This is a genomic window from Pseudoalteromonas sp. K222D, from assembly GCF_017653575.1.
In the GTDB taxonomy this organism is placed as follows: Bacteria; Pseudomonadota; Gammaproteobacteria; order Enterobacterales; family Alteromonadaceae; genus Pseudoalteromonas; species Pseudoalteromonas nigrifaciens.
In genome coordinates this window covers 1-23,308 of sequence record NZ_JAGGDL010000008.1, presented here as the reverse complement: position 1 = coordinate 23,308, position 23,308 = coordinate 1, and the positions used below count along the sequence as shown (strand labels likewise).

At 38.2% G+C, this 23,308-nt stretch carries 18 protein-coding genes; 13 read left to right on the top strand and 5 right to left on the bottom strand.

Annotated elements, in window-relative coordinates:
* The first annotated feature begins 172 nt into the window (after positions 1-172).
* From J5X91_RS06125 to J5X91_RS06100, 6 genes are all read left to right on the top strand, one after another.
* Positions 173-1,522, top strand: a complete 1,350-nt coding sequence (locus tag J5X91_RS06125) for a cation:dicarboxylase symporter family transporter (RefSeq protein ID WP_089368713.1) — start codon at positions 173-175, stop codon at positions 1,520-1,522.
* Positions 1,523-1,764: 242 nt separating this feature from the next.
* Entirely contained in the window at positions 1,765-2,361 is a 597-nt protein-coding gene (locus tag J5X91_RS06120; RefSeq protein ID WP_208834255.1) for a DUF6515 family protein, read from the top strand.
* Positions 2,362-2,481: 120 nt separating this feature from the next.
* A complete protein-coding gene (gene gss, locus J5X91_RS06115; RefSeq protein WP_208834279.1) occupies positions 2,482-4,350 on the top strand; it encodes a bifunctional glutathionylspermidine amidase/synthase in 1,869 nt (622 codons plus the stop codon).
* A 294-nt stretch (positions 4,351-4,644) separates the two neighbouring features.
* Positions 4,645-5,160 carry a DNA starvation/stationary phase protection protein Dps gene (gene dps, locus J5X91_RS06110; RefSeq protein ID WP_011329105.1) on the top strand — a complete coding sequence of 172 codons (516 nt, stop codon included), beginning with the start codon at positions 4,645-4,647 and terminating at the stop codon, positions 5,158-5,160.
* 850 nt (positions 5,161-6,010) lie between these two features.
* A complete protein-coding gene (locus J5X91_RS06105; protein ID WP_208834254.1) occupies positions 6,011-8,950 on the top strand; it encodes a TonB-dependent receptor in 2,940 nt (979 codons plus the stop codon).
* Positions 8,951-9,103: 153 nt separating this feature from the next.
* Complete coding sequence (locus J5X91_RS06100; RefSeq protein ID WP_011329107.1) at positions 9,104-10,843, top strand: SulP family inorganic anion transporter; 1,740 nt, start codon at positions 9,104-9,106, stop codon at positions 10,841-10,843.
* 63 nt (positions 10,844-10,906) lie between these two features.
* Here J5X91_RS06100 and J5X91_RS06095 read toward each other — a convergent pair whose 3' ends face one another.
* The gene (locus tag J5X91_RS06095; RefSeq protein ID WP_011329108.1) at positions 10,907-11,617 is read right to left on the bottom strand and encodes a VC0807 family protein; all 711 of its coding nucleotides are present in this window, start codon (positions 11,615-11,617) and stop codon (positions 10,907-10,909) included.
* Positions 11,618-11,790: 173 nt separating this feature from the next.
* Positions 11,791-12,693, bottom strand: coding sequence for a LysR family transcriptional regulator (locus J5X91_RS06090; RefSeq protein WP_011329109.1), 903 nt, complete (start codon positions 12,691-12,693; stop codon positions 11,791-11,793).
* A gap of 101 nt (positions 12,694-12,794) precedes the next feature.
* Between J5X91_RS06090 and J5X91_RS06085 the strand changes: the two genes are divergently transcribed.
* The 3 genes from J5X91_RS06085 to J5X91_RS06075 all read left to right on the top strand — a co-directional run bounded on the left by J5X91_RS06085 (position 12,795) and on the right by J5X91_RS06075 (position 14,683).
* Positions 12,795-13,133 (top strand): SMR family transporter, encoded by a 339-nt coding sequence (locus tag J5X91_RS06085; RefSeq protein WP_011329110.1) that lies wholly within the window; start codon positions 12,795-12,797, stop codon positions 13,131-13,133.
* The gene (locus J5X91_RS06080) at positions 13,130-13,456 is read left to right on the top strand and encodes an SMR family transporter (RefSeq protein WP_011329111.1); all 327 of its coding nucleotides are present in this window, start codon (positions 13,130-13,132) and stop codon (positions 13,454-13,456) included. Before J5X91_RS06085 ends, J5X91_RS06080 begins: the two co-directional genes overlap by 4 nt.
* A 249-nt stretch (positions 13,457-13,705) precedes the next feature.
* Positions 13,706-14,683, top strand: coding sequence for a GGDEF domain-containing protein (locus J5X91_RS06075; protein ID WP_011329112.1), 978 nt, complete (start codon positions 13,706-13,708; stop codon positions 14,681-14,683).
* A gap of 392 nt (positions 14,684-15,075) precedes the next feature.
* Here the strand turns inward: J5X91_RS06075 and J5X91_RS06070 are convergent, their stop codons facing one another.
* Positions 15,076-15,414 (bottom strand): YajD family HNH nuclease, encoded by a 339-nt coding sequence (locus J5X91_RS06070; RefSeq protein WP_041454557.1) that lies wholly within the window; start codon positions 15,412-15,414, stop codon positions 15,076-15,078.
* A 159-nt stretch (positions 15,415-15,573) separates the two neighbouring features.
* Here J5X91_RS06070 and J5X91_RS06065 point away from each other — a divergent pair, with 159 nt between their 5' ends.
* On the top strand, positions 15,574-15,882 hold the full coding sequence (locus J5X91_RS06065) for a hypothetical protein (protein WP_193038551.1): 309 nt from the start codon (positions 15,574-15,576) through the stop codon (positions 15,880-15,882).
* 58 nt (positions 15,883-15,940) lie between these two features.
* Here J5X91_RS06065 and J5X91_RS06060 read toward each other — a convergent pair whose 3' ends face one another.
* Positions 15,941-16,504, bottom strand: coding sequence for an ACP phosphodiesterase (locus tag J5X91_RS06060; RefSeq protein ID WP_208834253.1), 564 nt, complete (start codon positions 16,502-16,504; stop codon positions 15,941-15,943).
* Positions 16,505-17,028: 524 nt separating this feature from the next.
* Here J5X91_RS06060 and J5X91_RS06055 point away from each other — a divergent pair.
* A complete protein-coding gene (locus J5X91_RS06055) occupies positions 17,029-17,400 on the top strand; it encodes a hypothetical protein (protein WP_182683938.1) in 372 nt (123 codons plus the stop codon).
* 106 nt (positions 17,401-17,506) lie between these two features.
* On the opposite strand, the gene J5X91_RS06050 is transcribed toward J5X91_RS06055, so the two are convergent.
* On the bottom strand, positions 17,507-18,481 hold the full coding sequence (locus J5X91_RS06050; protein WP_011329119.1) for a transposase: 975 nt from the start codon (positions 18,479-18,481) through the stop codon (positions 17,507-17,509).
* 356 nt (positions 18,482-18,837) lie between these two features.
* Here J5X91_RS06050 and J5X91_RS06045 point away from each other — a divergent pair, with 356 nt between their 5' ends.
* Positions 18,838-19,017 (top strand): helix-turn-helix domain-containing protein, encoded by a 180-nt coding sequence (locus tag J5X91_RS06045; protein ID WP_208834252.1) that lies wholly within the window; start codon positions 18,838-18,840, stop codon positions 19,015-19,017.
* Complete coding sequence (locus J5X91_RS06040) at positions 19,005-23,135, top strand: hypothetical protein (RefSeq protein WP_208834251.1); 4,131 nt, start codon at positions 19,005-19,007, stop codon at positions 23,133-23,135. The genes J5X91_RS06045 and J5X91_RS06040 overlap by 13 nt, the downstream gene beginning before the upstream one ends.
* The last annotated feature ends 173 nt before the right edge of the window (positions 23,136-23,308 follow it).

The window sequence follows — 23,308 nt, the reverse complement described above, 5'->3', positions numbered from 1 at the left end:
ATAACATTTAGCCATACATCTTTGAAGATATTTACAAACGCTTGCCATCCCTTATAACCAAATATTAGCAATACATAACAATTTCTTCTAAGTCATAGCGAAAGTGTATTTTCTTAAATAAGTTTAAAGCGTTAAAGTGCGCCGCTAAATCACAGCTAATGAAGAGGATATTATGTCGCTTGCTGTACTATTAATGCTGGCATTGTTTGTTGGTCTGTTATTCGCGATTTATCTTTTTTCGCAAAAAAGTAAAACGTTATCACGCACCGTTTTATTTGGCCTAGTACTGGGCAGTGCTTTTGGTTTGGCTTTACAGTTTTTATTTGCCGAACAACCCCAAGTTATTAACCATGTTTTAAGTTGGGTTGCCGTCGTTGGTAAAGGCTATGTTGGGCTATTAAAAATGGTCATTATGCCTTTGGTATTAGTGTTTATGATTGCCGCGGTAGTCAAACTTGAAAACCAAGGCTCTTTAGGTAAGATTTCATTTGTAAGTATTTCTATTTTACTGGTTACCACAGCCCTTGCTGCATTGGTTGGTATTGCGGTTACTTATGGCTTTAACTTAAGCGTAGAAGGATTAGTGGCCGGCACTCGTGAAGCGGCACAAATGACTACTTTAGAGAGTAAAGCGGCTAATGTTGCTAACTTAAATGTGCCACAAATGTTGCTTAGCTTTATTCCAGAAAACCCATTTGCCGATTTAAGTAATACACGTTCAACCTCTATTATTGCCGTCGTTATTTTTGGCGTGTTAATAGGCATTGCAGCACGTAAAGTAATGCTAGAGCGCAGCGAACTTACAGCGCCTATTCGTACTGGTGTAAACGCTTTACAAGCCACTGTAATGAGCTTAGTTAAAATGGTTATAGCTTTAACGCCTTACGGTGTTGCAGGATTAATGGCGAATGTAGTCGCAAACTCAAGTGGTAACGACATTCTTAATTTATTGGCGTTTATTATCGCCTCTTATGTCGCTATTTTATTAATGTTTGTTGTGCACGGCATACTGTTAAGCCTAGTTGGGGTTAGCCCAAAACATTATTTTACTAAGATTTGGCCAGTAATGACCTTTGCTTTTAGTTCGCGCAGTTCAGCGGCATCAATTCCAATGAACATAGATACACAAGTAAACCAACTTAAAGTTCCCCCAGCTATTGCTAATTTATCAGCCTCTTTTGGTGCTACGATTGGACAAAATGGCTGTGCAGGTATTTACCCTGCAATGCTAGCAATGATGGTTGCACCTAGTGTGGGAATAGACCCGATGACTTTTGAGTTTATTCTACCCTTAATAGGTATTGTAGTGATTAGCTCTTTTGGCATTGCCGGTGTAGGCGGCGGCGCAACTTTTGCTGCGCTAGTGGTATTACCAACAATGGGATTACCCATAGAAATTGTTGCGTTACTTATATCAATAGAACCATTAATTGATATGGCACGTACTGCGCTTAATGTGTCAGGCTCTATTACTTCAGGTGTGATCACCAGTAAAATAATGAAAACGCCACAGCAAGACTAATTAATAATTAAGCCCAGCTTTGCTGGGCTTTTTATACTGCGCTACAGTTATATATAAAACCCGCAAAACAGCCCATAATCAACCACTTTCCTGTTCATTTAGCATGCTCAAAACCCTACCAACAAGCATTTTAGTTATGTAAACATATGTAAAGCTTTGTGTAATTACAGCCGCTATCAGTTGCTATTCAGTTTCAGGCTCTAATATCGGTTATGTATAAAAAACATAAGCGAGACATTACTATGAAACAAATAACTGTGAAACTAACACCTATAAAGCTAAACACTATTAACTTAACTGTTTTGTTAGCAGTGTTTTTAACACTTACTATGCTCTCAAGTAACGCCTTTGCAAATCCGCAAAATGTACATAACAAACACCATAAACCAGGTAAAGTGATACATCATATTCCTAGTAATAGTGTATCGGTACGTTTTAATGGTGCAGTATTTAATACCCATAATGGCACTTACTATCGTAAACACAGCAGAGGCTATCGAGAGGTAATGCCACCAAGAGGTTTACATATTAGATCACTGCCTAGATACCACTCACGTTTAAGGCATCGCAATAACACTTATTATACCTATCAAAATGTATATTATATTGCCGAAAATAACGGCTACACAGTAGTAGATACGCCTAAAATACAGGTTAACCGAGCAATCAAAGTAAATAACAGCAACAATTATAAGCTTGGGCTGTTTTACGACTCGCTACCAACGGCAGCAAAGCCCGTAACTATTAGCTCGGTGCAGTACTTTAAATATGATGACATTTATTTTTTACCGCAAGTTAGTGATGATGTAATTAAATATCTCGCTGTTAAACTCAATTAATACTGTCTTTATCTGTCGCAAATAAAAACCTAAATAAGGGCATAGCATTTTATCTTGCTATCAAGCTACTTCGCTCCTATAGTCAGCAGATTATAGGCCTTTATTTTGAACAAACTTGTTATGAAAACTAGCACTCCAGCTCGTGATTTTGGTGAACTATTAGGTTACGCACCTGGTAATGTTGCTGTTTACTCGTCTGACTATGACTCTGCCGACGAAAGCATTTACCCTAACCGCAGTGCCTATCGCAGTTATTTAGATGGCATTTATATGGGTTATAAATGGCAGTGCGTTGAATTTGCTAGGCGCTGGATGTATCTCAATCATGGTTATATTTTTGATGACATAGCCATGGCTTACGATATTTTTGAGCTACGCTCAGTACGTGAAGTTAACAGCCAAAATAGACTTCCCTTACAAGCATTTAAAAATGGCGCAAAGCATCACCCTCAAGTTGGTAGTTTACTTATTTGGGAAGAAGGTGGTGAGTTTGAAGAAACCGGCCATGTTGCCATTGTAGTAGAAGTTCACCCTGATAAAATTCGTCTTGCTGAGCAAAATGTTGGCCATCAAACATGGCCACAAGGTCAAAATTGGTGCCGCGAGCTTAAAGCTAAAATAACCAAAGATGGCGACTATTGGATTGAATGCTCTTATAACGATGCAACTATTTTAGGCTGGATGACCCAAACTGATCAAATTGAACACGCAGAACCTACCACTGAAATAAACACCGATTTATTTACAATAAAATCTAATTATATTGCCGATACAGGCCAAGCTGCAAAGTCATGGTTAAATATTGCTAATGATGACGAAGCCGCCTATGTAGACATGATGCAAGGCCACAAGCTTACCTCCAATGCAGAGGATCAACATAGCTACTTTACTATTTCACACACAACCCAACAAGTCATTGAGCACGCCACTAATGAGCTGCATGGCTTATTTATGCATGCCACCGATTATGTGTTACAGCACCCTGAGCTATTAAAAAAGTTTAATTTACCTGAAGTAGTACTCAATAAAATTCGTCAATCGTGGGATAACCGCTTAAATCAATTGATCACCAGTCGCTTTGACTTTGCACTAACCCCCGCAGGCTTAAAAGTGTATGAATACAACTGCGACTCCGCTTCGTGTTATATGGAAAGCGGTAAAGTTCAGGGTAAATGGGCAAAGCACTTTGGGGTTAAAACGGGTATTGATGCAGGCCAAGACTTATTTAAAGACTTAGTAAAAGCATGGCGAAAAAGTGAAGTAAAAGGTTTAGTTCATATTCTTCAAGATGACGAGCCAGAAGAGCATTACCACGCTTTATTTATGAAAGAAACAATTGCGGCAGCAGGTTTTGAGTGCAAAATTATTATTGGTTTAAATACTCTGTCTTGGGATGCCTTTGGCAATATTATTGATGCCGATGGCAATAAACTTAATTATGTATGGAAAACCTGGTCGTGGGAAACTGCACTTGAGCAAATTCGTGAAGAATGCGAGGCTGATCAAGCTCAAAATCATAATTTTGAGCCGCAATGGCAAGCAGGAGCAACCCCGCGGTTGGCTGATGTATTATTGCGTAAAAATGTCATGGTTTTTGAACCACTATGGACACTGATCCCCAGTAATAAAGCAATCTTACCGGTGCTGTGGAGTTTATTTCCTAATCATAAATATTTGCTCAATACCGCGTTTGAGCTCAGTGATGAATTATTACAAACCGGCTATGTAGTAAAACCCATTGTTGGCCGCTGCGGAGCAAATATTCAACTAGTCGATCAGCAACAACAAACCATTGAGGAAACCGCCGGACACTTTGCATCCCAAGAGCAAATATATCAGCAATTATTTGCGCTACCAAAAGTAGACGATTACTTTGTACAAATATGCAGTTTTACCACAGCAGGAAAATATTCTGGTGCGGGTGTGCGAGTCGATAAAAGCATGATTATTAATGGCCATAGTGACTGTATGGCACTGCGGATTGAATAACTCGTCAAATTAATAAACAATACTTTGCGGGCTTAGTTTTAGGGCTTAGCATTAAATATAATAGCTAAGCCCTTTAGCTATTATATTTATTACACTGTGCATAATTTACAAAAAAGTGCATAGTTTTCAAATATGTAATATTTAACATCATTCTTCCCCTCATATTGAAAACCCTATCTGATTGTATATAAACAACTTTATTTAAAATCCCTTCTCGGCATGGTGATTGCTTTAAATAAAGTAAAGTATGTTCATATAGTAATTAATGGGCAAAATAATTAAGTAGGAGAAATTATGAGTAATAGTAACAAAACAGCTAAATTTACCGCTCCAGGTATGAGTAACGATTCAGCAGAAAAAACTATCTCTACACTCGACAATCGTATGGTTGCGCTAATTGACTTACAACTTACCCTTAAACATATTCACTGGAACGTAGTTGGCCCTAATTTTATTGGCGTGCATGAAATGCTAGACCCACAAGTTGCGGTTGTACGCGAAATGACAGACACCATTGCTGAGCGCATCGCAACGCTAGGTGGAGTACCTGTTGGTACGCCAAAATCAATTGTTGATCGCCGTACATGGGACGAGTACTCAATTGGTAAAGCCCTCGTTACCGAGCATTTAAGTGCACTCGATAATGTATATAGCGGTATTAATAGCGATCATCGTAAAGCCATAGATACGCTTGCTGATCTTGATCCGGTTTCTGAGGATATGATCACCAGCCAACTAGCTGAGCTAGAGCAATTTCAATGGTTTATTCGTGCTCACCTTGAATCATCAACAGGTGAACTACAAAAGTAGGTGCACTATTATAACTGGCATACATAGCTAAATATTTATTGTTAGTTAATAATTTAAAATTAAGAAAAGCCCGCATTATTAATAATGCGGGCTTTTTAAGTGCTAATAACTTACTAAAATAATAACCTACTAAAATAATTGCACATCATACATAGCAAAGTATCTGCATTTTGCTCTTAAAAAGTTTCCCCCCAAGTAGCCATTAAATATTGTCACGCTCAGCAAATGCATAAAAAAGAACTTCCCCCGATTAACCCCTCGTACATCTGCATTTAAATTTTATATTATTATTACCAGTCGATATTTTATTTATATTAGCAATTAAATTGGTTAACCAAACCAATTTTAAACTTAAAATAAAAACTACAAAGCCATTACCAGTAAGTAATTTACATTTCTTATTTTAAATAAACGCCTCATACCCCCTCAGTAAGTTAATTTCTTTTTATCGCCTTGGTACTTATCAGCACTTTCTTATCTAAAACAATGAATTTTTATAGGTTAAAACCCCAATCTTCCCAAATAAGTAAGGTTAAACTCACCTTGCTTTTAAAAATCATAATTAATAAATAGCAATAACAAACCTATATACCAACATTAAATTAAACTTTTTAACTGCGATTACAAAATAAATTAAAAACATAACTTGTTAAATTTGTTAAATATTAAATAAAAAGAAACCAAAATTGTAATACCAAATTCACATTACTGGTAAGTAAAGCTTGAAATTAAAACTTAATTGGACTAATTTTAACCACACTTTACACATTACCAAAAAAAAGCAAAGAACCTAAAAATTGGTATACCAAAGCGCATCATCAACACACAATTACCCAAACGGGAGAGATACATGAAGCTTAATCGAATTACTTCCTCACTAATAAACAAACAACATAAAAGTAATCCTGCACTTATTAGCGCGGCCGCACTTATTTTAATGACATCATCTACTTTAGCTGCACAAGAGTCTGAAAACACCTCAGCCACAGCAGATAAAAACATAGAGGTTATTGAAGTAAAAGGAATTCTTAACAGTATGAAAGCAGCTGCAATGCTTAAACGTACTGACGGTCGTATTGTTGATGCTGTTGTTGCTGAAGACATTGGTAAATTACCAGACAATAATATTGCCGAAGCCCTGCAACGTATTACTGGTGTATCTATTAATTCTGACTTTGGTGTGGGTGATAGTGTTTCGATTCGTGGTTTACCGCAAAACCGGGTTGAATTAAATGGTCGCTCTACTATTGGCGATTCTCGTGATGGCATTAGCCTTCAAGATTTTCCATCAAGTTTCTTAAAAACAGTAGAAGTTGTTAAGTCGCCAACTGCCGATATGATTGAAGGCGCACTTGGTGGTACGGTTAGTTTAAGAACGGTTCGCCCATTAGAATTAGATAAACTAACAGCGGCCATGTCATTAGATGCAGAATATGCAGATAAAACCGAAAACGTAGCGCCTATTTTCAGTGGATCTGTTGGTAATAATTGGGATTTTGATGAAATGGGCACGTTTGGTGCCATTGCTATGTTTTCATATCAAGATCGCGAAATTCGCCAAGACGAAACGTCTAGCCGCGTAAAACCTCAAGACATAGTAATTAACGCTCAAGAAGGAAACACACCAAGCGGTAACGCCATCGTCAGAGATGAGCACAGTATTGAGCAATATGTAGAGAAACGTGAACGTACTGCTGTAAATTTATCACTTCAGTGGGCACCACACTCGGGTAATGGCATGGTATACCTTGATTTAAGTGGTACTAAGCGCTCTGGTGAGCAAGCTGGTAACTCTATTTTAGGTGTAGCAGGTTCACTATCAACAGATGCAAACACCACACAAGACGCTAACGGCGTAAATAACTATACGTTAACTAACGAATTTGGTATTCCTAAAACATACAGTGATTTTCGTGATACTGACTCGTTTTCAAATGCACTTGGTGCAGAATGGAGTCTTACCGATAGCATCAAAATTTCTGGTGAAGTTGCTGTTGCATCCTCTGAAAGCATAAGACCAGACTCAGAATTTACATTGCGTCCAATCGAAAAATCGACGTTTGAAGCCAGTGGCGGTGTTGATTTAGTAAACCATTTATATGATGGCGCATTTTCACAAGACGGTAATCGCTTACCAAGCATTATACACTCAGATCCAACTGCATTTACTAATCCACAAAACTTAGCATTAAGAACATTCAAAAGTGAAGATAGAAAAACCAATAATGATGAAACAGCGGTTCGTTTTGATATTGAAATGTTTGAGCCGTTAAGCAGTGCAAACTGGATCTCTAAAGTAAAAGCAGGTGTTCGCGCTACTAAACGTGATTACGAATATGAACAATACAAAGTAGAAATTAAAGATATTTATAAAAACGCTATTAACGACTCAGATGGGTCATTAGCAACTTTATGGGCCGATGATTATAACGCGCTGTTCCCTGGCAGCTTTACAACTATGAGCCACGATAACTCTTTTAATCAACTGGGTCACTCTGGTCAAAACGATCTATTAACATTCCTTACTTATAATGGCTTATCTAACCCAAGTAATACGTATGCTCAATTACAACAACTATTAGCAGGCACTAATTTAGCGTCTACTGGGAGCTTACACGACAATCAAGAGTTTCAAGAAAGCGCATACAAAAATGTAGTTGAAGACACCGCTGCAATTTATATATCGGCTTATTTAGATTTTGATAGCGTTACAGCCATTGTGGGCGCTCGTTATGTAACAACAGATCTTGAGTCAAGTGTTTACCAAAACGGTGTAAAAGTGACGGGTGAAAATGATTACACCGACTTTTTACCTAGCTTAAACGTGACATATAACTATTCAGACGAAACACTATTTCGCTTTGCTGCAGCAAAAGTTATGCGCAGAGCCGACTTTAGCGAGCTAAGCCCAGCATTTGACGTAAATAACGACCGAACGGGTGCAACTCAAGGAGCTATTGATTTAGAACCATACCGCGCAACCCAATACGACTTATCTGTAGAGCATTACTTTGATGAAGGTAACGTATTGTCTTTTGCACTATTTTATAAAGATGTTAAGTCATTTTTAAGCAACGAAAGCACGTGTGTTGCCTCATCAACTACCGCTGCACTGCAAAACGTAACACAGTGGAACCAAGTATGTCAGCTTGATACTGCCGGCGTATCTCAAGATAATATGGTTTACTCTGATGCAACTAACTATCCTGTAGATGCTGATGGTTTTAATCACGTTGCGGGCCTTAGAGATGCAGGGCTTACCGGCATCGATACCGTTAAAAATATTAACGGTGAAAACGGCTCTGTTCAAGGTTTTGAAGTAGGTTACCAGCAGTTCTTTACAAGCCTGCCGGGTGCGTTTTCTGGTTTAGGTATTAATGCAAACTACACTTACGCAGACAGCGAACAGCCAAACGGCAACCCACTATTAGACATTTCTGAAAATACTTATAACTTACAAGTATTTTGGGAATACGAAGGCTTCTCTACTCGCCTTGCTTATAACTACCGTGACGGTTTCTTAAGTACTGAAAACGAAAAACGCGTAGAAAACATTAACTCTAACGGCAGCATTTCACAAGACGGTACTGTTTATGGTAATAACTACCGCGATGACAGAGGCCAATTAGACTTTTCTGCAAGTTGGGACATAAACGAAAACTTTACCCTAGTAGGTAACGCAACAAACTTAACCGGTGAACCTTCAATCTACCTATCTGAACTAGGCGGTGCTTGGAAGTACACTGAGGCGGATCGCCGTTATAGCTTAGGCATTCGCGCTAAATTTTAATTTTCCCTAAAGGCTAAAGCCTGCTTTTATGCAGGCTTTTTTATGCCTAAATAATAGTAGCTTTATATTGCATAAAAAACCCACTCCCTAGCTATACTTATCTTAATATAAAACTTAATATCAAAGAGCAATTACAATTAATAAGGAAAGGTAGTGCTGTCGCGTTTATATAATTTTATGCCGGGTTTAAATACTTTACTTCATTATGAACGACAATGGTTTGCTGATGATTTAAGAGCGGCATTATCGGTTGCCGCCGTGGCGCTACCCGTTGCTATTGCTTATGCACAGTTAACTGGTGTTAATGCTGCAGTTGGGCTGTATTCCTGCATACTACCCATGATGCTATATGCACTTTTTGGCACCTCAAAACAATTAATAGTTGGCCCCGATGCCGCAACCTGTGCAGTTATAGCTGCAGTAGTAACCCCGCTTGCCGCAGGCGACAGTTTTAAGCACTGGCAGCTAGTTGTAACCATGACCGCCATGACTGGTTTTTGGTGTTTTATAGCCAGTAAATTTAAATTAGGTGTATTAGCAGACTTTTTATCTAAGCCTATTTTAATGGGCTTATTAAACGGTGTAGCCATAACTATCATTGTGGGTCAGTTTTCTAAAGTATTTGGTTTTACCTTTGATGAAAGATACCTACTTGAACGCTTAGGGGGTGTGCCCACTTATTTATCACAAACCCATATTCCCACTTTATTAATGGCCTTATTTACTGTGGTTATTTACTTTGTTATGAAACGACTAAAGCCTACATGGCCCGCATCAATGTTTGCCATTACCTTGGGCGCAATATTAGTGTGGTTTTTTAATTTAGAGCAATTTAATATTAAAACCATAGGCACAGTAACCGGCGGACTGCCGGTATTTAACACCCCTGTATTTGATATTGGTATTATTCGTGAACTAGTTGTGCCGGCACTTAACTTAGCCATAGTGAGCTTTGTAAGTATGATGCTAACAGCGCGTAGTTTTGCCGCAAAAAATGGCTACGACATAGATGCAGACAAAGAGTTTAGAGCCCTAGGTATTGCCAACTTCGCCTCTGCATTGTCGCAAGGCTTTGCTGTAAGTGGCGCCGACTCTCGCACCGCAGTTAACGACGCTAATGGCGGTAAAACGCAATTAGTGTCGATTATAGCCGCCACTATTATTGCTATTATTGCTATTTTTTTAACCGCCCCGCTCGAGTTTATACCTAGTGCAGCACTCGGCGTGGTACTTATTATTGCCTCTGTGCATTTGTTAGATTTAAAAGCGGTATGGCAACTAAAGTTTAAAGATAAGCAGGCGTTTTACCTTGCCTTAGCCACCTTGTTTGCAGTGCTGTTTATTGGCGTTATTCCGGGTATTACGCTTGCTGTATTACTGGGTTTATTTCAATTTATTCGCACCGTAATGCGCCCTACCGACAACATATTAGGCGTAGACATAAAAGGCGTGGTAAGAAGCTTAGATGCCACCGATAAAGCAAAAGCCGTGCAAGGGGTATTTATTTACCGCTTTAATTCGCCATTAACTTACTTTAATGCCAGTTACTTTAAACGCAGATTACTTGAGCAATACGCAAAACAAAAAGACGATACCCAATGCGTTATTATTGATGCCGTACCTTGCTTTACCCATTTAGATTTAAGCGTTATGGCCATGCTTGCCGATTTAGACGTTATATTTAAAAAGCGTGGCATTAGTCTTGAGCTAGCAGGTAGAAAACGCCAGCTTCTATCGTGGTTTGAAATTGCCGGAATGGTATCGGGTAAAAATGGCATTTATGTTCACTCCGATCTATATGTTGCGCTACAAAAAAATAGCGTAAGCCAGCCTACCGACGAAGTCGCCTTATTTGAAGCTCATACCAATGAGGCAAAACCCGAGCCGCTATAAACGCAAAAAGGCTTACAACACATAGTTGTAAGCCTTTTTATACTAAAAACTTAGTAACTTAAATTACTGTGAATGAACCATTTGTTCAAACTTCATGCCGGTTAATTTAGTAATTACTTTAATCACATAAAAGAAAATACCAATCATTGCCAACATAGACGGAATAGCAATAATAGGGTAACTGAGCAAGGTCATTTCACCAAGCTGCTCGTTAAACTCTACCGTACCCGCAGGGCTGGTCACTATCCACTTAGCAAGCACGTAATTCATAGTTGATGAAAAAGCAAAAGTAAGCGCTAAAATATAATTAGCCTTGGTAATTTGCTGCTTAAAACGCTGGGTATTACCGCGCGCATCTAACGTATCGTAAATTACATCTAACTTAAATAAAATCGAGTTTAACAACACCTTTGCCAATAATGGCTTACCAAAAAAACCCGACATTAAAACAGTCAGGCCAATAATACCCGGTATAGCCGCTTCTTTTATTGCCAACCATTCTACATTAAGCTCAAACAGCGCAATGCCACCCGTTAATAAAGTACTTAAAAAACCTAATAATGAAATAAAATTTAACGAGCGTGCTTTAATAAAATCATAAATACCGTAACCCACAGGAAATATAAGCGCGACAATTAACCCTACAACGGTTCCTAAATATTCAGGCCCCGAAAACTTCATTAAAATAATTGAAGGCACTATAATATTAAAAACGACCTCAAATAATGGATTGTTTTTTTTACCTTTACTGTTATTTTGACCACTGGTTGTCATTCGTTACTTCCATTAATATATTATTGCTAAGACGAAAAGAGCACCTCTTCGCTACTGCCAAAGGCTATAATACTCGCAATACCTTCGCCATTCTAGCTTGTCGTTTTTGTATTGATTAAAAAGCCGAAAGGGAGCAATTATTTTTTGTGTATAAGTGCACAAACAGCCCTCTATTACGCAGGCAAACTCATATCGATGCCAGGTAAAGCCACCATCTGATCGCTAATAAGGCGGCGAATATCACGAATTATTGGCTGCTCGTTTTCAACTACTTGCTGCGATATAGCCACATACCCATGCCACGAAACATTATAGCCATGAGCAATGCGCGCCACCTCTTGTGGTTGAAACCCTTTTAATAATGGCTCTGGCACATAACCCCAACCTAGCTTGTCGCGTATTGCATCCCTAATTAACTCAAAGCTACTTAACGCAATATCGTAACGCTCAGATACATTAGTTTGAATGTCACTTTGGCTTAAATCTAAATAAGCAATTTGCGGCACACTGGCTAAGTCTTCATTACTTACATAGCGCATTTGCGTTAACGGATGATCTTTGGCAATAACCATATGCAATGCCACCCAGCCCAAAACTTGTAAAGGTAGCTGAGTATTTGCATACAAGCTCTGATCTAAGCAACAAGCTAAGTCCATAAAGCCCTCTTCAACCATTTGCTGCAACGCATTTGCACTCGCATAGTGCATTTCTAACGATATACCTGGGTAGCGCTTGCGAATACTGCGAATAATTTCGCGCCAAAAGGCTTCGGGTAAAGCATCATCACGGCCAATAACTAAGCGGTGTGGCAGTTGCTCGTCATCGTGCAGGCAGCGGTGCTTAATACTCTCAGCAAGGTTAATTAAGCGAATGCTATCGTCTATAATTTTTTCACCCGCGGGGGCTAATTGCATACTATTACCAGTGCGAATAAATAGCGCAGTACCCAACTGATCCTCTAGCGTCGATAGCGCCATACTCATAGTGCTACGATTAACCGACAAGCGCGCTGCCGCCTTAGCAATAGAGCCGGTTTGTGCAATCATCACAAAGTACTGTAACGACTCTAATTTCATCAAGCCCCCTTAGTGTCAATTATTTTGACTCTGAGCAATTATAGTATAAAAATAATAAGCAGTATTATACGCACAATGTTTTAGTATTAAGAGCAGGAAAAATGCATTGGATATATTTAATAATAGCTGTAACTCTTGAGGTTATAGGTACAACAGTAATGAAGTGGCTGGTAAACGAAGACCAGTTACTATTAGGTAGCTTATTTGTAACTTTAATGGTTGGCTTAGCTTATCTTGCTCTTAGCCAAGCCACCAGCAAAATTCCTATCGCACTTGCTAACGCCTTCTGGGAAGGTTTGGGGATGATATTAATTGCATCTGTGTCATTTGTATTTTTAGGCGAAGCTATTTCTATTGGCCAAATGTTTGCACTTTTATTAGCTATTATCGGCATTGTTATAATTAACAGCGGCCACGCTATGCAAGAGCAAAAACAATGACAGTATATTGGCTTTATATTCTTGGCTCAGTAATTTTTGACATTGCCGCCAACGTATTTTTAGAAATGTCGCACGGATTTAAACATAAACGCTTTGGCATACTTGCCATTGTTTTTATTATGGCCGCGTTTGCCTTACTCACCCTCGCTGTGCAAGGCATCCCACTGTTTATTGCCTACGCCACGTGGGGAGCTCTTTCAATTAGCGGTACTGCGCTGGCAACTTGGTTGTTGTTTGGTCATAAATTAAACTGGGTTGTTTGTTTTGGTTTAGCAGTACTTATTTTATCTATTGTGACAATGCAATTAGTTGGCCCCGCGTAAATACCTCTTATTAAAAACTAGCTAAAGTGCTCTGCAGTTCAAGCTAGTTTTTCCTGCTGTTTTGCCTTAGTTAACTTTAGGCTAAACTTCTAACTTAGTTGACTATTTTATAGCGCAACGCTATAACTTGTAACACGTTGCGCTGTGCCAACCTACAAAGTAGTAAATAAAAACTTAAAAGCGCACCGCTTGCTTAAGCTATCACTAGTTTAGGTTTGGCATTATTATACTTATTACCTTGAGGCATTTATGTTCAAGCAACTACAAGAAAAACATCAGCTTTCTATTCTGCTTATACTCAGTATTGTGTCAGTATTTGGTATTACGCCATTTATTATTATTCGTTTTATAGAAAATAACATAGTCGCAGCGCTAATTGACTTAGCCATTGTAAGCGGTATTTTAACCTTAGTCGGTTATGCCCATTACACTAAAAAACCGCGTGTTATTAGCGCCGTTATTGCATTGCTTGTTAATATTGGCGTTATTGCCATTATAATTACCAACGGCATTAACAGTATGCTATGGGTTTATCCGGTAGTAGCCGTTACGTTTTTTTTAGTTAAACCAATAGAAGCGCTCATACTCACCCTTAGCAATGTGGCAATTATTGCGAGCATACCTAATTTATTCGATGTTATGCCACTAAACTCTTACTTTACAACCAACTTAATGCTAGCTGCCTGTGCTTTTGTATATGCCTCTTTTGGCAACAAGCAGCTTGCTTTACTTGCAGAACTAAACAGTACCGATCCTTTAACCGGCGCATTAAATCGCCGTGCGCTTAACGATGATACACTAGCCGCCATTTCGCGAGCAGAGCGTTATAACAGCACTTATTTATTAGCGTTTTTAGACTTAGACTTTTTCAAAAAGGTAAACGACGAATTCGGCCACGCCGAAGGAGACAGAGTACTAAAGCAGTTAGTGTCAATTACCAATTCACATATAAGAGAATCAGATAAGCTATACCGCTTTGGTGGCGAAGAGTTTGTGCTAATAATTCCCGAAATCCCGCCCAAAGAGCAAGTTAGCTTTATAAACAAGCTACGCGAAACAATAAAAAACGAGTTAAAAACACCTGCGGGTAACTCAGTTACTGTATCTTTTGGTGTTGCAGCTTGGGTACCGGGCACCACAGTTGCTAGCTGGTTTAAACGCGCCGACGATGCTATGTATCAAGCAAAAAAACAAGGCCGCGACTGCGCCGTATTTAGTAAAGATTAGGGTCTGCTGACCTTTGCGGATTAAAATTCGTTCAAACTAGGGGCGAGTTAATCACGGCGCGAGGTTTGTAACCTAGTGGGCTCGATAACTGCTCCTGCGTTATTCTACTGGCTTACATCCATGTAAGAATAAGCAAAAACCGAGCAAAGCTTTTGCATCCTGCTCACGCCCCTAACAAAGAGTTAATTGCCCCTAAGAACCCTTCGGGCAGCGCATGTTTGGTATTGATTCTACGTTATCGCCTATTTATGGGGAATAACCACACCACATAGGCTCTGCCTTGCCTAAATACCAAACACACTGTTGCTAATTTAACCTTGAAAGATAAACAGACCCTAAAGCTTTGAAATAAGTAAGCTAAACTAACCTCTTGGCCAAAATAGCTTTACCCATTATTTATCTTTGTTTAGCAGCGCCTTTAAGTCGGCAAACGGGTTATGTGTAGCCACCACCACCTTTTGCTCTGTAGTGCCGCCGTACAACACATATTCGTGATATTTATTATGCTCATTATCATGGCAATAAATACACAATAACTCCCAGTTACTACCATCATCAGGGTTATTATTATGGTCATGATCAATATGATGCACCGTTAACTCTCGTAAATTAGAATACTCAAACTCACGTGCACAGCGCCCACATACCCAAGGGTACAATCTTAACGCTTTAATTCGATAACCTTCTTCTTGCTGCTGATAAGCCTGCATACCACTCGTGGTTTTACTCATTAACTTATTACTACCGTCTTTTTACAATAAGCCCAGATTAGCCTTTAAAAATCACTTTGAATAGCGCCTTTTATTTTAACCCTGTTGTTGCTCACCTAAAAGCTTGGGTATAATGAGCACTTATGGCTGTACTTGTTAGCCTACAACTTGGATAAAACAATGAAAAAACTCTCTGCGGTGCAAATAAAACAGCAAGCGCTTGTCCTTAATATTGCCGATACACTCGAAAAACAAGGCCTAGCAGAGCTCCCTGGTATGCTGCAATGCTGGTTTGACGTTCAATATCACTTATTCCCTGGCTCCTTACTACTGTGCTTTCAATTTGACAGCGAGCAAGCCTTAGCTGCAGCAAAACCAGAGTTACTAAAATGGCAAAAACGCTTAAGCGCAGCCATGCTAAAAAAAGGCGTTGTTTTAAAAGATATGCGTAAACATTTAGTATTTACATTAGAAGCACCTGATAGCTAAATCAGCTTTATTACCGAGGATAAAAATAAAAAGTAGATTCGGGGATTAAATCCCCCGACTATAAAGTATAAAGCCCACGGGTGTTTTTAGCGTTTTCAAGATTAAACTGATTTACATGCTCAATCAGCTCCGGAAAAAAAGCTAAAAACACAGCATTTAATTCATCATAATGCTTGGCTATATTATCAAGTGCTAGGCCCACCCCATCAAGGGTTTCGTACTCTTTAAACCAATCGTTATCGGTCATGTGTTTTACAACATGCTGCATTCGCGACGGCATTACAGGCATACGCTTATGCAAAAGCGCAAAGCTAGTTTGTTTAAAGTCGTTTAATGGCTGTAGGTTATATTTTTGCCAATGCATAATTAAAAAGTGATCAAACACCACATCAATAGCCACCCCAGCAAAACGCCTACGCTTAGGTGAAAAATACTGTTTAACCTCTTTAACTATAGGGTGAGAGTCAGTAAATTTATCCACTAAATAGTGATTATCGAGCGCATTCTTTACCGTTATAGGTATCTGGTTTAAATGCCGTTGACCACCAAAGTCGCCCAGTAAATTACCAAAGTGCGAATCGGCCGTAGGCTGTGCTAAATAAAGATGAGCTAAATAATTCAACGTGTTCTCGGGTTTGGTTAATACCTTTTAGATAATAACGCAGTTGTAGATGAAATTCATATAAAGGAAAAGTGAAAGGCTTTAAGCCTCAAGGGAATGATATTTTAGTTCGTGATTTTTTCACCAATAAAACACAGGCTCCTGCGCTCCCCATAAAAAAGACAACACAAACCTGCTCCCCACCCAATTACAATTATGTTTGATTAATTCAGTAAAGAGTCAGCCCTATTTTGCTATCAATGTTGCTGTATTTTTTCGGTACTGCATGAGTCATAAAACGCCTTGCTTAACCTTAACTATTAAACCTGAACTCTGGTTAAGAGATTTACTAATGTATTGAATCATCGTTATATTTGATTTTATTTTCTCTGGCCAGAGGTTTTCAGTGAAAACAAGGCGAATTTACGCGTCAATAGCTGGCCTATTGCAAGTAAATTCAACGCAGTTAGCGCTGAAAATAGCTGCTTGAGATAAGTTTATTATCCGGAGCTCAGGTTATTAAGCTCACAGAGGCACAACACGTTATGACAACTACTTTTTTAAGCCAATTACAGCAAGTCGCACTGCAACAAGCCCTTATCAGCACCAAGCTTCTAAACAGTTATACATTAAAGAGCAATAACGCACCATCGCCCAAGCAACAAGCCTATAGCTTAATTGCTGTCGCGCTATACCGCTTTAATCTACAAAAAATAAAATGGTCATCTTTTTTAAAAACAGCCATAAATACAGCAAACAACACATGCCAATGGTTAGCCACCGAACTTGTCAGGTGTCAACAAGACTATAAAGCCCAACCTCATGACGCTGTAATTAGCGAACAAAGTGCATTCATTAGTGGTATTTTTAGCGAAGAACTCGCTTATATTGATAGTTTATTGGGGGCTGAAGCGTAAGCTCTTAAGTTTATTTAAGCAATTATGTGAACTGTCGGATGGCACGGCTGCGCCGCTTATCCGGCCTACCTTATTTGCGTTGAAGGTTTGGGGTCAAGGTTTGGGGTCAAATCTTGACTTCACACATCAAGCTATCTCGCAGTTTTTCGAATTGTAACTTGACCTTATCATCTTCAATTATTAACTTATTTAGCCTACATACCGTTTGGGATATGGCTGAATAATGTTGAACATTAAAAATAACGGCTAACGCTTTTAAATTTTGCCCAGTTAAATCTTGGCATAATTTAATAGCAAACATACGTGGCAAGTTTTTCTCTTTTCGCCCTTTTTTAACCGTTACAATATCATGTGTATCTATACAAAAATATTTAGCTAAGTAATCAATTACATCATCCGTTGAGCGTTTTTTAATAACAATACTTCTTTCGCTATCTGGTATTGCTATATACCCCTTTATTTTTTCAATAAATGCGTCACAACCCAAAACTGAAAGTAACTTTTTAGCGCCATAAAACGTACTTACCTCTTTATTATTTTCATATTCAACAAACTGTTTGTACGCAGCATATTTACGATTCTTTCCTTGAAGCGAAAATATAAAGTCTCGAACTAGCCATTTTGGCGTCGCTGTTTTTTTGATGAAAGCTGAATAGCTAGACCATTTATAGTCAATAAGTACATCTACTAACGGTGTACTTGTTTCTATTGGGTTACGATGTATATAACGGCTAACATGTAGTAAGTAATTATCAGCATCCACCAGCACCGCCTTGTAGCGACCTCTAAACAGTGCACCATCTGTATTATGTGCTCTATTAAAATATTGCGTATAGAGGCCATTAATATGCTTCATGGCTCTGCCTAAATTTGCATCTGGGGTTTTTATTAACAGGTGGTAATGATTGGTCATTAAACAATACGAATGTACTTCAATATTAAAACGAAGGCTTGCTTGCTCAATGCAGTATAAAAAATACTTAAAATCGTCATCACTCAAAAAGGTATTTTCACGCCCTCTTCCGCGATTCATCACATGATAAAACGCATTTTCATACTCTATTCGCAGTGGTCTAGACATAATAATAAACTCAATGAGCAATAAACTATAAATCTAGACCATTGATGTATGAAGTCAAGATTTGACCCCTTTGGTTTTTCATCATCACACCAAATCAATCATATAAAAACGATGTTAGATGAACCAAAACGAAAGATCAAATACACTATATACATCAACAGCTTACTATATTAAAAAATTAATGTTAATGTCGATAAATCGAACTTTATATAAATCAACTAGCTAAATATGAATAACGTGAAAAACCAGACCAAATTAATTGCCTAAAAATAATTTTGGTCAATTAATTTGATTACCTTTCAAACTCCTCAATTTTCTCATATGATAGGATTAATCTAAGCTAGGGGACATTGTGAATGGCTGACGACATACTCACAATTCAAGAGTTGGCGATCTATTTAAAACTCAATGAAAAAACGGCTTACCGATTAGCAAGCGAAGGCAAGTTACCAGGCTTTAAAGTCGGCGGTAGCTGGCGCTTTAAGCGTGTAGATATTGAACAATGGATTGAAGAGAAAAAACAGTGGCAAAAATAGTACTTAGGTCAGATTCTGATGAGATTAAAGATATTCATGTTATTTTTCTACATGGATTAGGAGGAGACGCAAATGGGACCTGGCTTAAAAAAGGCTCTAAAGATGAAGCTTGGCCAATTTGGTTAGCTGAAGATAATTGCGACCTAAATATATGGACAGTGGAATATGACGCTCCCAAGCTAAAATTTGATAGCTCAGGAATGGGCATACCAGATCTCGCTGTAAATATATTTGAGCACGTGTTAAAAGTCCCCGAATTAGCCGAAGGAGAAATAATATTTGTTTGTCATAGTCTTGGAGGGTTAATCACAAAGCAGATACTTAGAATAGCTAATGATCAAACTAATAGAGTCGAAGTAAAACAATTTTTGGGCAGAGTTTCTGGTGTAGCCTTTTTAGGAACGCCTCACCTCGGCTCAGATATCGCGGTTCATGGCCATAATATTTTTGCCAAAGGCCTGTTGAGATGTTTTACATTTCAACAACCATCTATTGTTGCTGCATCTTTAAGCAGAAATGATCCTAACTTAAGAGAGCTGAATACTTGGTATAGAGATTGGTGTCAGCATAAAGAAATAAGGCATCTTGTTCTAACAGAAACTGAAAAAATGTACGGTATTGTCGCCGTTGTTAAACCTGACAGTGCCGATCCAGGAATAGCAGGTGTTAGAGCTATCCCTATTTCAGTTAGTCATGAAAACATATGCAAGCCAAATGATAAAAATGACGAGATTTACACGCACATAAAAGGCTTTTTATCTCAAAAAAAAAGAGTGTTTCATGAGCTATGGATAAACTCCAGGTTTTATAACGATACAAACTCATGGGAAGGATATAATAACTGGGCACATTGCCCCCATGGAACATCCGGTGAATATTTCGTTGATGACCAGGTTAGATTGCTTGATTCATCTTCAAGCAATAATGAAGGACTTAAAGGTTTAGATGGCTTAAACCTTATTAGAAACAAGTTATTAGAAAGAAAAGCGTCTATTAGACTTGTTGGTTTATCTGGTGTTGGAAAAACTAGGTTCGTGCAAGCCTTATTTGATGAGCGCATTGGTGAAAACCCTTTGCCCAACAAGACTGTATTTTATACTGATATGGCAAATGGCCCAAAACCAACACCTCAAGCTTTAGCTGAAAAAATCGCTGGCGAAGGTCGAAAAGCAATTTTAATAATAGATAACTGTCCGCCTGACCTACATAGATCTCTTACAACCTTATGCAGCACTGAAAGCAGCAACACCAATTTACTGACTGTCGAATATGATTTAAGAGAAGACCAACCTGAGCAAACTGAAGTATTCTCTTTAGAACCATCTTCAATTGAGCTTATAGAAAAAATACTTAACGCTAGATATCAGCATCTAGGTCGGCAAAACTCTAGAACAATTAGTGAATTTTCAGGTGGTAACTCTAGAATAGCTTTGGCTTTAGCTGAAACAATAGGCAAAGACGAAAACATCTCAAGTTTAAGGGATGACGAACTCTTTAAAAGGCTATTTTACCAACGTCATGCTAATGAAAAGTCACTCGAAACAGCCGCTCAATATCTTTCACTAGTTTATTCATTCCAAATTAACAGTGAGAAAACTTATAGTGATGATATTACTTTCCTCAGTAACCTATCAGGTATTTCTTCAAGAGATATTTATGAATCAGCCAAAGAGCTAAAGCGTCGAAATTTAGTTCAGCAACGAAGTAAATGGATGGCTGTTTTACCGCACCCAATTGCGAATAGGTTAGCAAAATATGCGTTAGAAAATATAAGTACAGGTGTTATTTCTGATAACTTTAATGAATCAACAGATGAACGATTACTAAAATCCTTTTCAAGGAGATTAGGCTACTTACCTAAATGTGAAGAAGCCAAAATCATCGTTAATGATTGGTTAAATGAAAATGGGTTGTTACATAATCTGTACGCAGAAGGAAAAAGTGAACTTGCTTGGATATTGCTCACCAATATAGCTCCAATTTCAACTAAAGAAGTTTTACTTCACATAGAAACTTTAGCTAAACAGTCTGAATTTTGTACACGAAAAAATAAGCAATTTACAGAAATAACAAGGCTTATCAGATCTATTGCTTATGATGAACAATATTTTGATATATGTGCCAAATTGTTATGCCTATTCACGCTATCAGAAGATAAAGCTGAAAATTACAACTCTATTAGAAGTATTTTAAAGTCATTGTTTCAACTTTATTTATCTGGAACTCATGCAACCAAGGAGCAGCGTTTAGATGTTATAAAGAATTTAATTTCTACCGATACCGAGCATAGTGCAGAACTAGCTTTCGAACTTTTAGACTCATCTCTTGAAGCTTGGCACTTTTCCTCAAGCCATAGCTTTGATTTCGGTGCAAATCCAAGAGACTTTGGTTACAGACCAAAAACCAACCAAGATATTGCAGACTGGTATAAATTATTCATCGAGTATACAACTGAATTTATTTCTAATAAAACAGAGCACTCGAAGCTAGCAAAAAAAATACTAGGCAAAAACCTACGTAGCTTGTGGCGACAAAATAACTTAAGAAATTTAATTGAAAGTACTTGTATAAAAATAAGCACTTTAGGAATGTGGGCTGATGGTTTTTCTGCCATTCATGATATCTTAAAATGGGATTGCAAAACTTCCCCAGAAACAGAAATACAGAGGTTGCAATCAATCGCAAAGCAATTATCACCTAAGTCTTTATTAGACGATATAAACATGTATGTATTGGCTGATAAATGGAAATTTCATGACTTAGAAGAATATGATGAGGATGGTGTTTTAATTGAGCGTGGTTATAAAAAAGGACAGCAGTACTCTATAGATTTGGGGGTAAAAGTAGCAAATACTGATAGTGAGTTACTTCAATCGATGTTGACTGAACTTCTATCATACTGTGGTTCTAGCTCTAACTTATTTGAATTTGGAGAAGGCTGTGCAGAAGGAACGGATAATAACGAAGAATTATTAGCTTTGACCGTTTCTGCATTAGAAAAAGCCCCTGAAAAAGAACGAAACATTAACTTCTTATGTGGTCAAATTAAGCACCTCTCGAAAGCCAATATCAACCTCACCAATACTTTCTTAGATGAATTCATAAAACACCCTGAACTCAAGCAATACTTTCTATTAGTCCAACTGAGTTACGTTATCGACCAAGATGCAATTGCTCGAATACTTAAAGCATTAAAAGAAAACACATCTCCAGTTTGGATGTATAGAAACTTAGCATGTGGTCGCAGTCACGAACCAATAGCCGACGATCAGCTAAGTGAAATGTTAGATTTAATTTGGAAGCAAAAAGACGGCCAAGCAGTTGCGATAGAAATACTATCAATGCGCTTTCATGGGCTAGAGCAAAACGAAAACTATGTTGTTTCAGATTTGCTTAAAGAGAAATCTGCATCACTTTTAGCATCATTCGATTACTCAGAAGAAAAAGGACCGTCCGGCGGCAGCGATTATAGTTTAACCCAAATAGCCAATGTCTGCTTTTCTGCTGGTACAAATGAAGAGTATGCTTTATCTGCTCTAAAAGCTATTAAAGCGAAAATTTTGAATCATATTATCGGCAGATATGATTTCCCAGAATTTATGTCTACAGTTATTCAATTACACCCAATATTAGCTCTGGATGTATTTATTGGTAAGAATACCGAAATAGAATGTCAGATAAGGAATGCTATAAAAGGTAGATTTGACAAGAAAGTAAGTCCTTTCTCTAAAATTGATAACGAAAGCACGCTAGGTTGGTGTAAAAACAATGGTAAAGACAGTTACCCAGTGCTGGCATCTTTAATCACGCCATATCAATCAAAAGAAAAATCAATTGAATGGACTCAACTAGCGCTTGAACTATTAAACACATGCCCCGAACCTGTAAAAGTTCTAGATGAATATCTCGCGAGTTTCAGCCCAAATGGGTGGTCAGGTTCAAGAGCGAAGACACTTGAGTCTCGTTTACCTTTATTTCAATCATTAATAGATTCAACTAACGAAGATATATCAAAATGGGGGGTTGCCAAAAAAGCTCAATGGGAAGCATACATTGCTAGTGAATACGAAAGAGAAGCAGAACATGATTCAGAGAGAAATGAGAGGTTTGAATGGTAGCTGCATATTCTCATGCATCGCGATCACCTAATACTATCTAAGCCGATCACCTAATACCATCCATCAAGATCACTCAATACCATCGATGCCGATCACTTTTCGGTCAAAATGGTATTGAGTGATCGGCTTGAATGGTATCGTTCAATTTGTACACGTTTTTGTCTAGCCAGTAG

What these genes read in the sequence shown, in the direction of transcription:
- J5X91_RS06125 (WP_089368713.1), top strand. Translation starts at nt 173, where the DNA reads ATGTCGCTTGCTGTACTATTAATGCTGGCATTGTTTGTTGGTCTGTTA.
- J5X91_RS06120 (WP_208834255.1), top strand. Translation starts at nt 1,765, where the DNA reads ATGAAACAAATAACTGTGAAACTAACACCTATAAAGCTAAACACTATT.
- gss (WP_208834279.1), top strand. Translation starts at nt 2,482, where the DNA reads ATGAAAACTAGCACTCCAGCTCGTGATTTTGGTGAACTATTAGGTTAC.
- dps (WP_011329105.1), top strand. Translation starts at nt 4,645, where the DNA reads ATGAGTAATAGTAACAAAACAGCTAAATTTACCGCTCCAGGTATGAGT.
- J5X91_RS06105 (WP_208834254.1), top strand. Translation starts at nt 6,011, where the DNA reads ATGAAGCTTAATCGAATTACTTCCTCACTAATAAACAAACAACATAAA.
- J5X91_RS06095 (WP_011329108.1), bottom strand. Translation starts at nt 11,617, where the DNA reads ATGACAACCAGTGGTCAAAATAACAGTAAAGGTAAAAAAAACAATCCA.
- J5X91_RS06090 (WP_011329109.1), bottom strand. Translation starts at nt 12,693, where the DNA reads ATGAAATTAGAGTCGTTACAGTACTTTGTGATGATTGCACAAACCGGC.
- J5X91_RS06085 (WP_011329110.1), top strand. Translation starts at nt 12,795, where the DNA reads ATGCATTGGATATATTTAATAATAGCTGTAACTCTTGAGGTTATAGGT.
- J5X91_RS06080 (WP_011329111.1), top strand. Translation starts at nt 13,130, where the DNA reads ATGACAGTATATTGGCTTTATATTCTTGGCTCAGTAATTTTTGACATT.
- J5X91_RS06075 (WP_011329112.1), top strand. Translation starts at nt 13,706, where the DNA reads ATGTTCAAGCAACTACAAGAAAAACATCAGCTTTCTATTCTGCTTATA.
- J5X91_RS06070 (WP_041454557.1), bottom strand. Translation starts at nt 15,414, where the DNA reads ATGAGTAAAACCACGAGTGGTATGCAGGCTTATCAGCAGCAAGAAGAA.
- J5X91_RS06065 (WP_193038551.1), top strand. Translation starts at nt 15,574, where the DNA reads ATGAAAAAACTCTCTGCGGTGCAAATAAAACAGCAAGCGCTTGTCCTT.
- J5X91_RS06055 (WP_182683938.1), top strand. Translation starts at nt 17,029, where the DNA reads ATGACAACTACTTTTTTAAGCCAATTACAGCAAGTCGCACTGCAACAA.
- J5X91_RS06050 (WP_011329119.1), bottom strand. Translation starts at nt 18,481, where the DNA reads ATGTCTAGACCACTGCGAATAGAGTATGAAAATGCGTTTTATCATGTG.
- J5X91_RS06045 (WP_208834252.1), top strand. Translation starts at nt 18,838, where the DNA reads ATGGCTGACGACATACTCACAATTCAAGAGTTGGCGATCTATTTAAAA.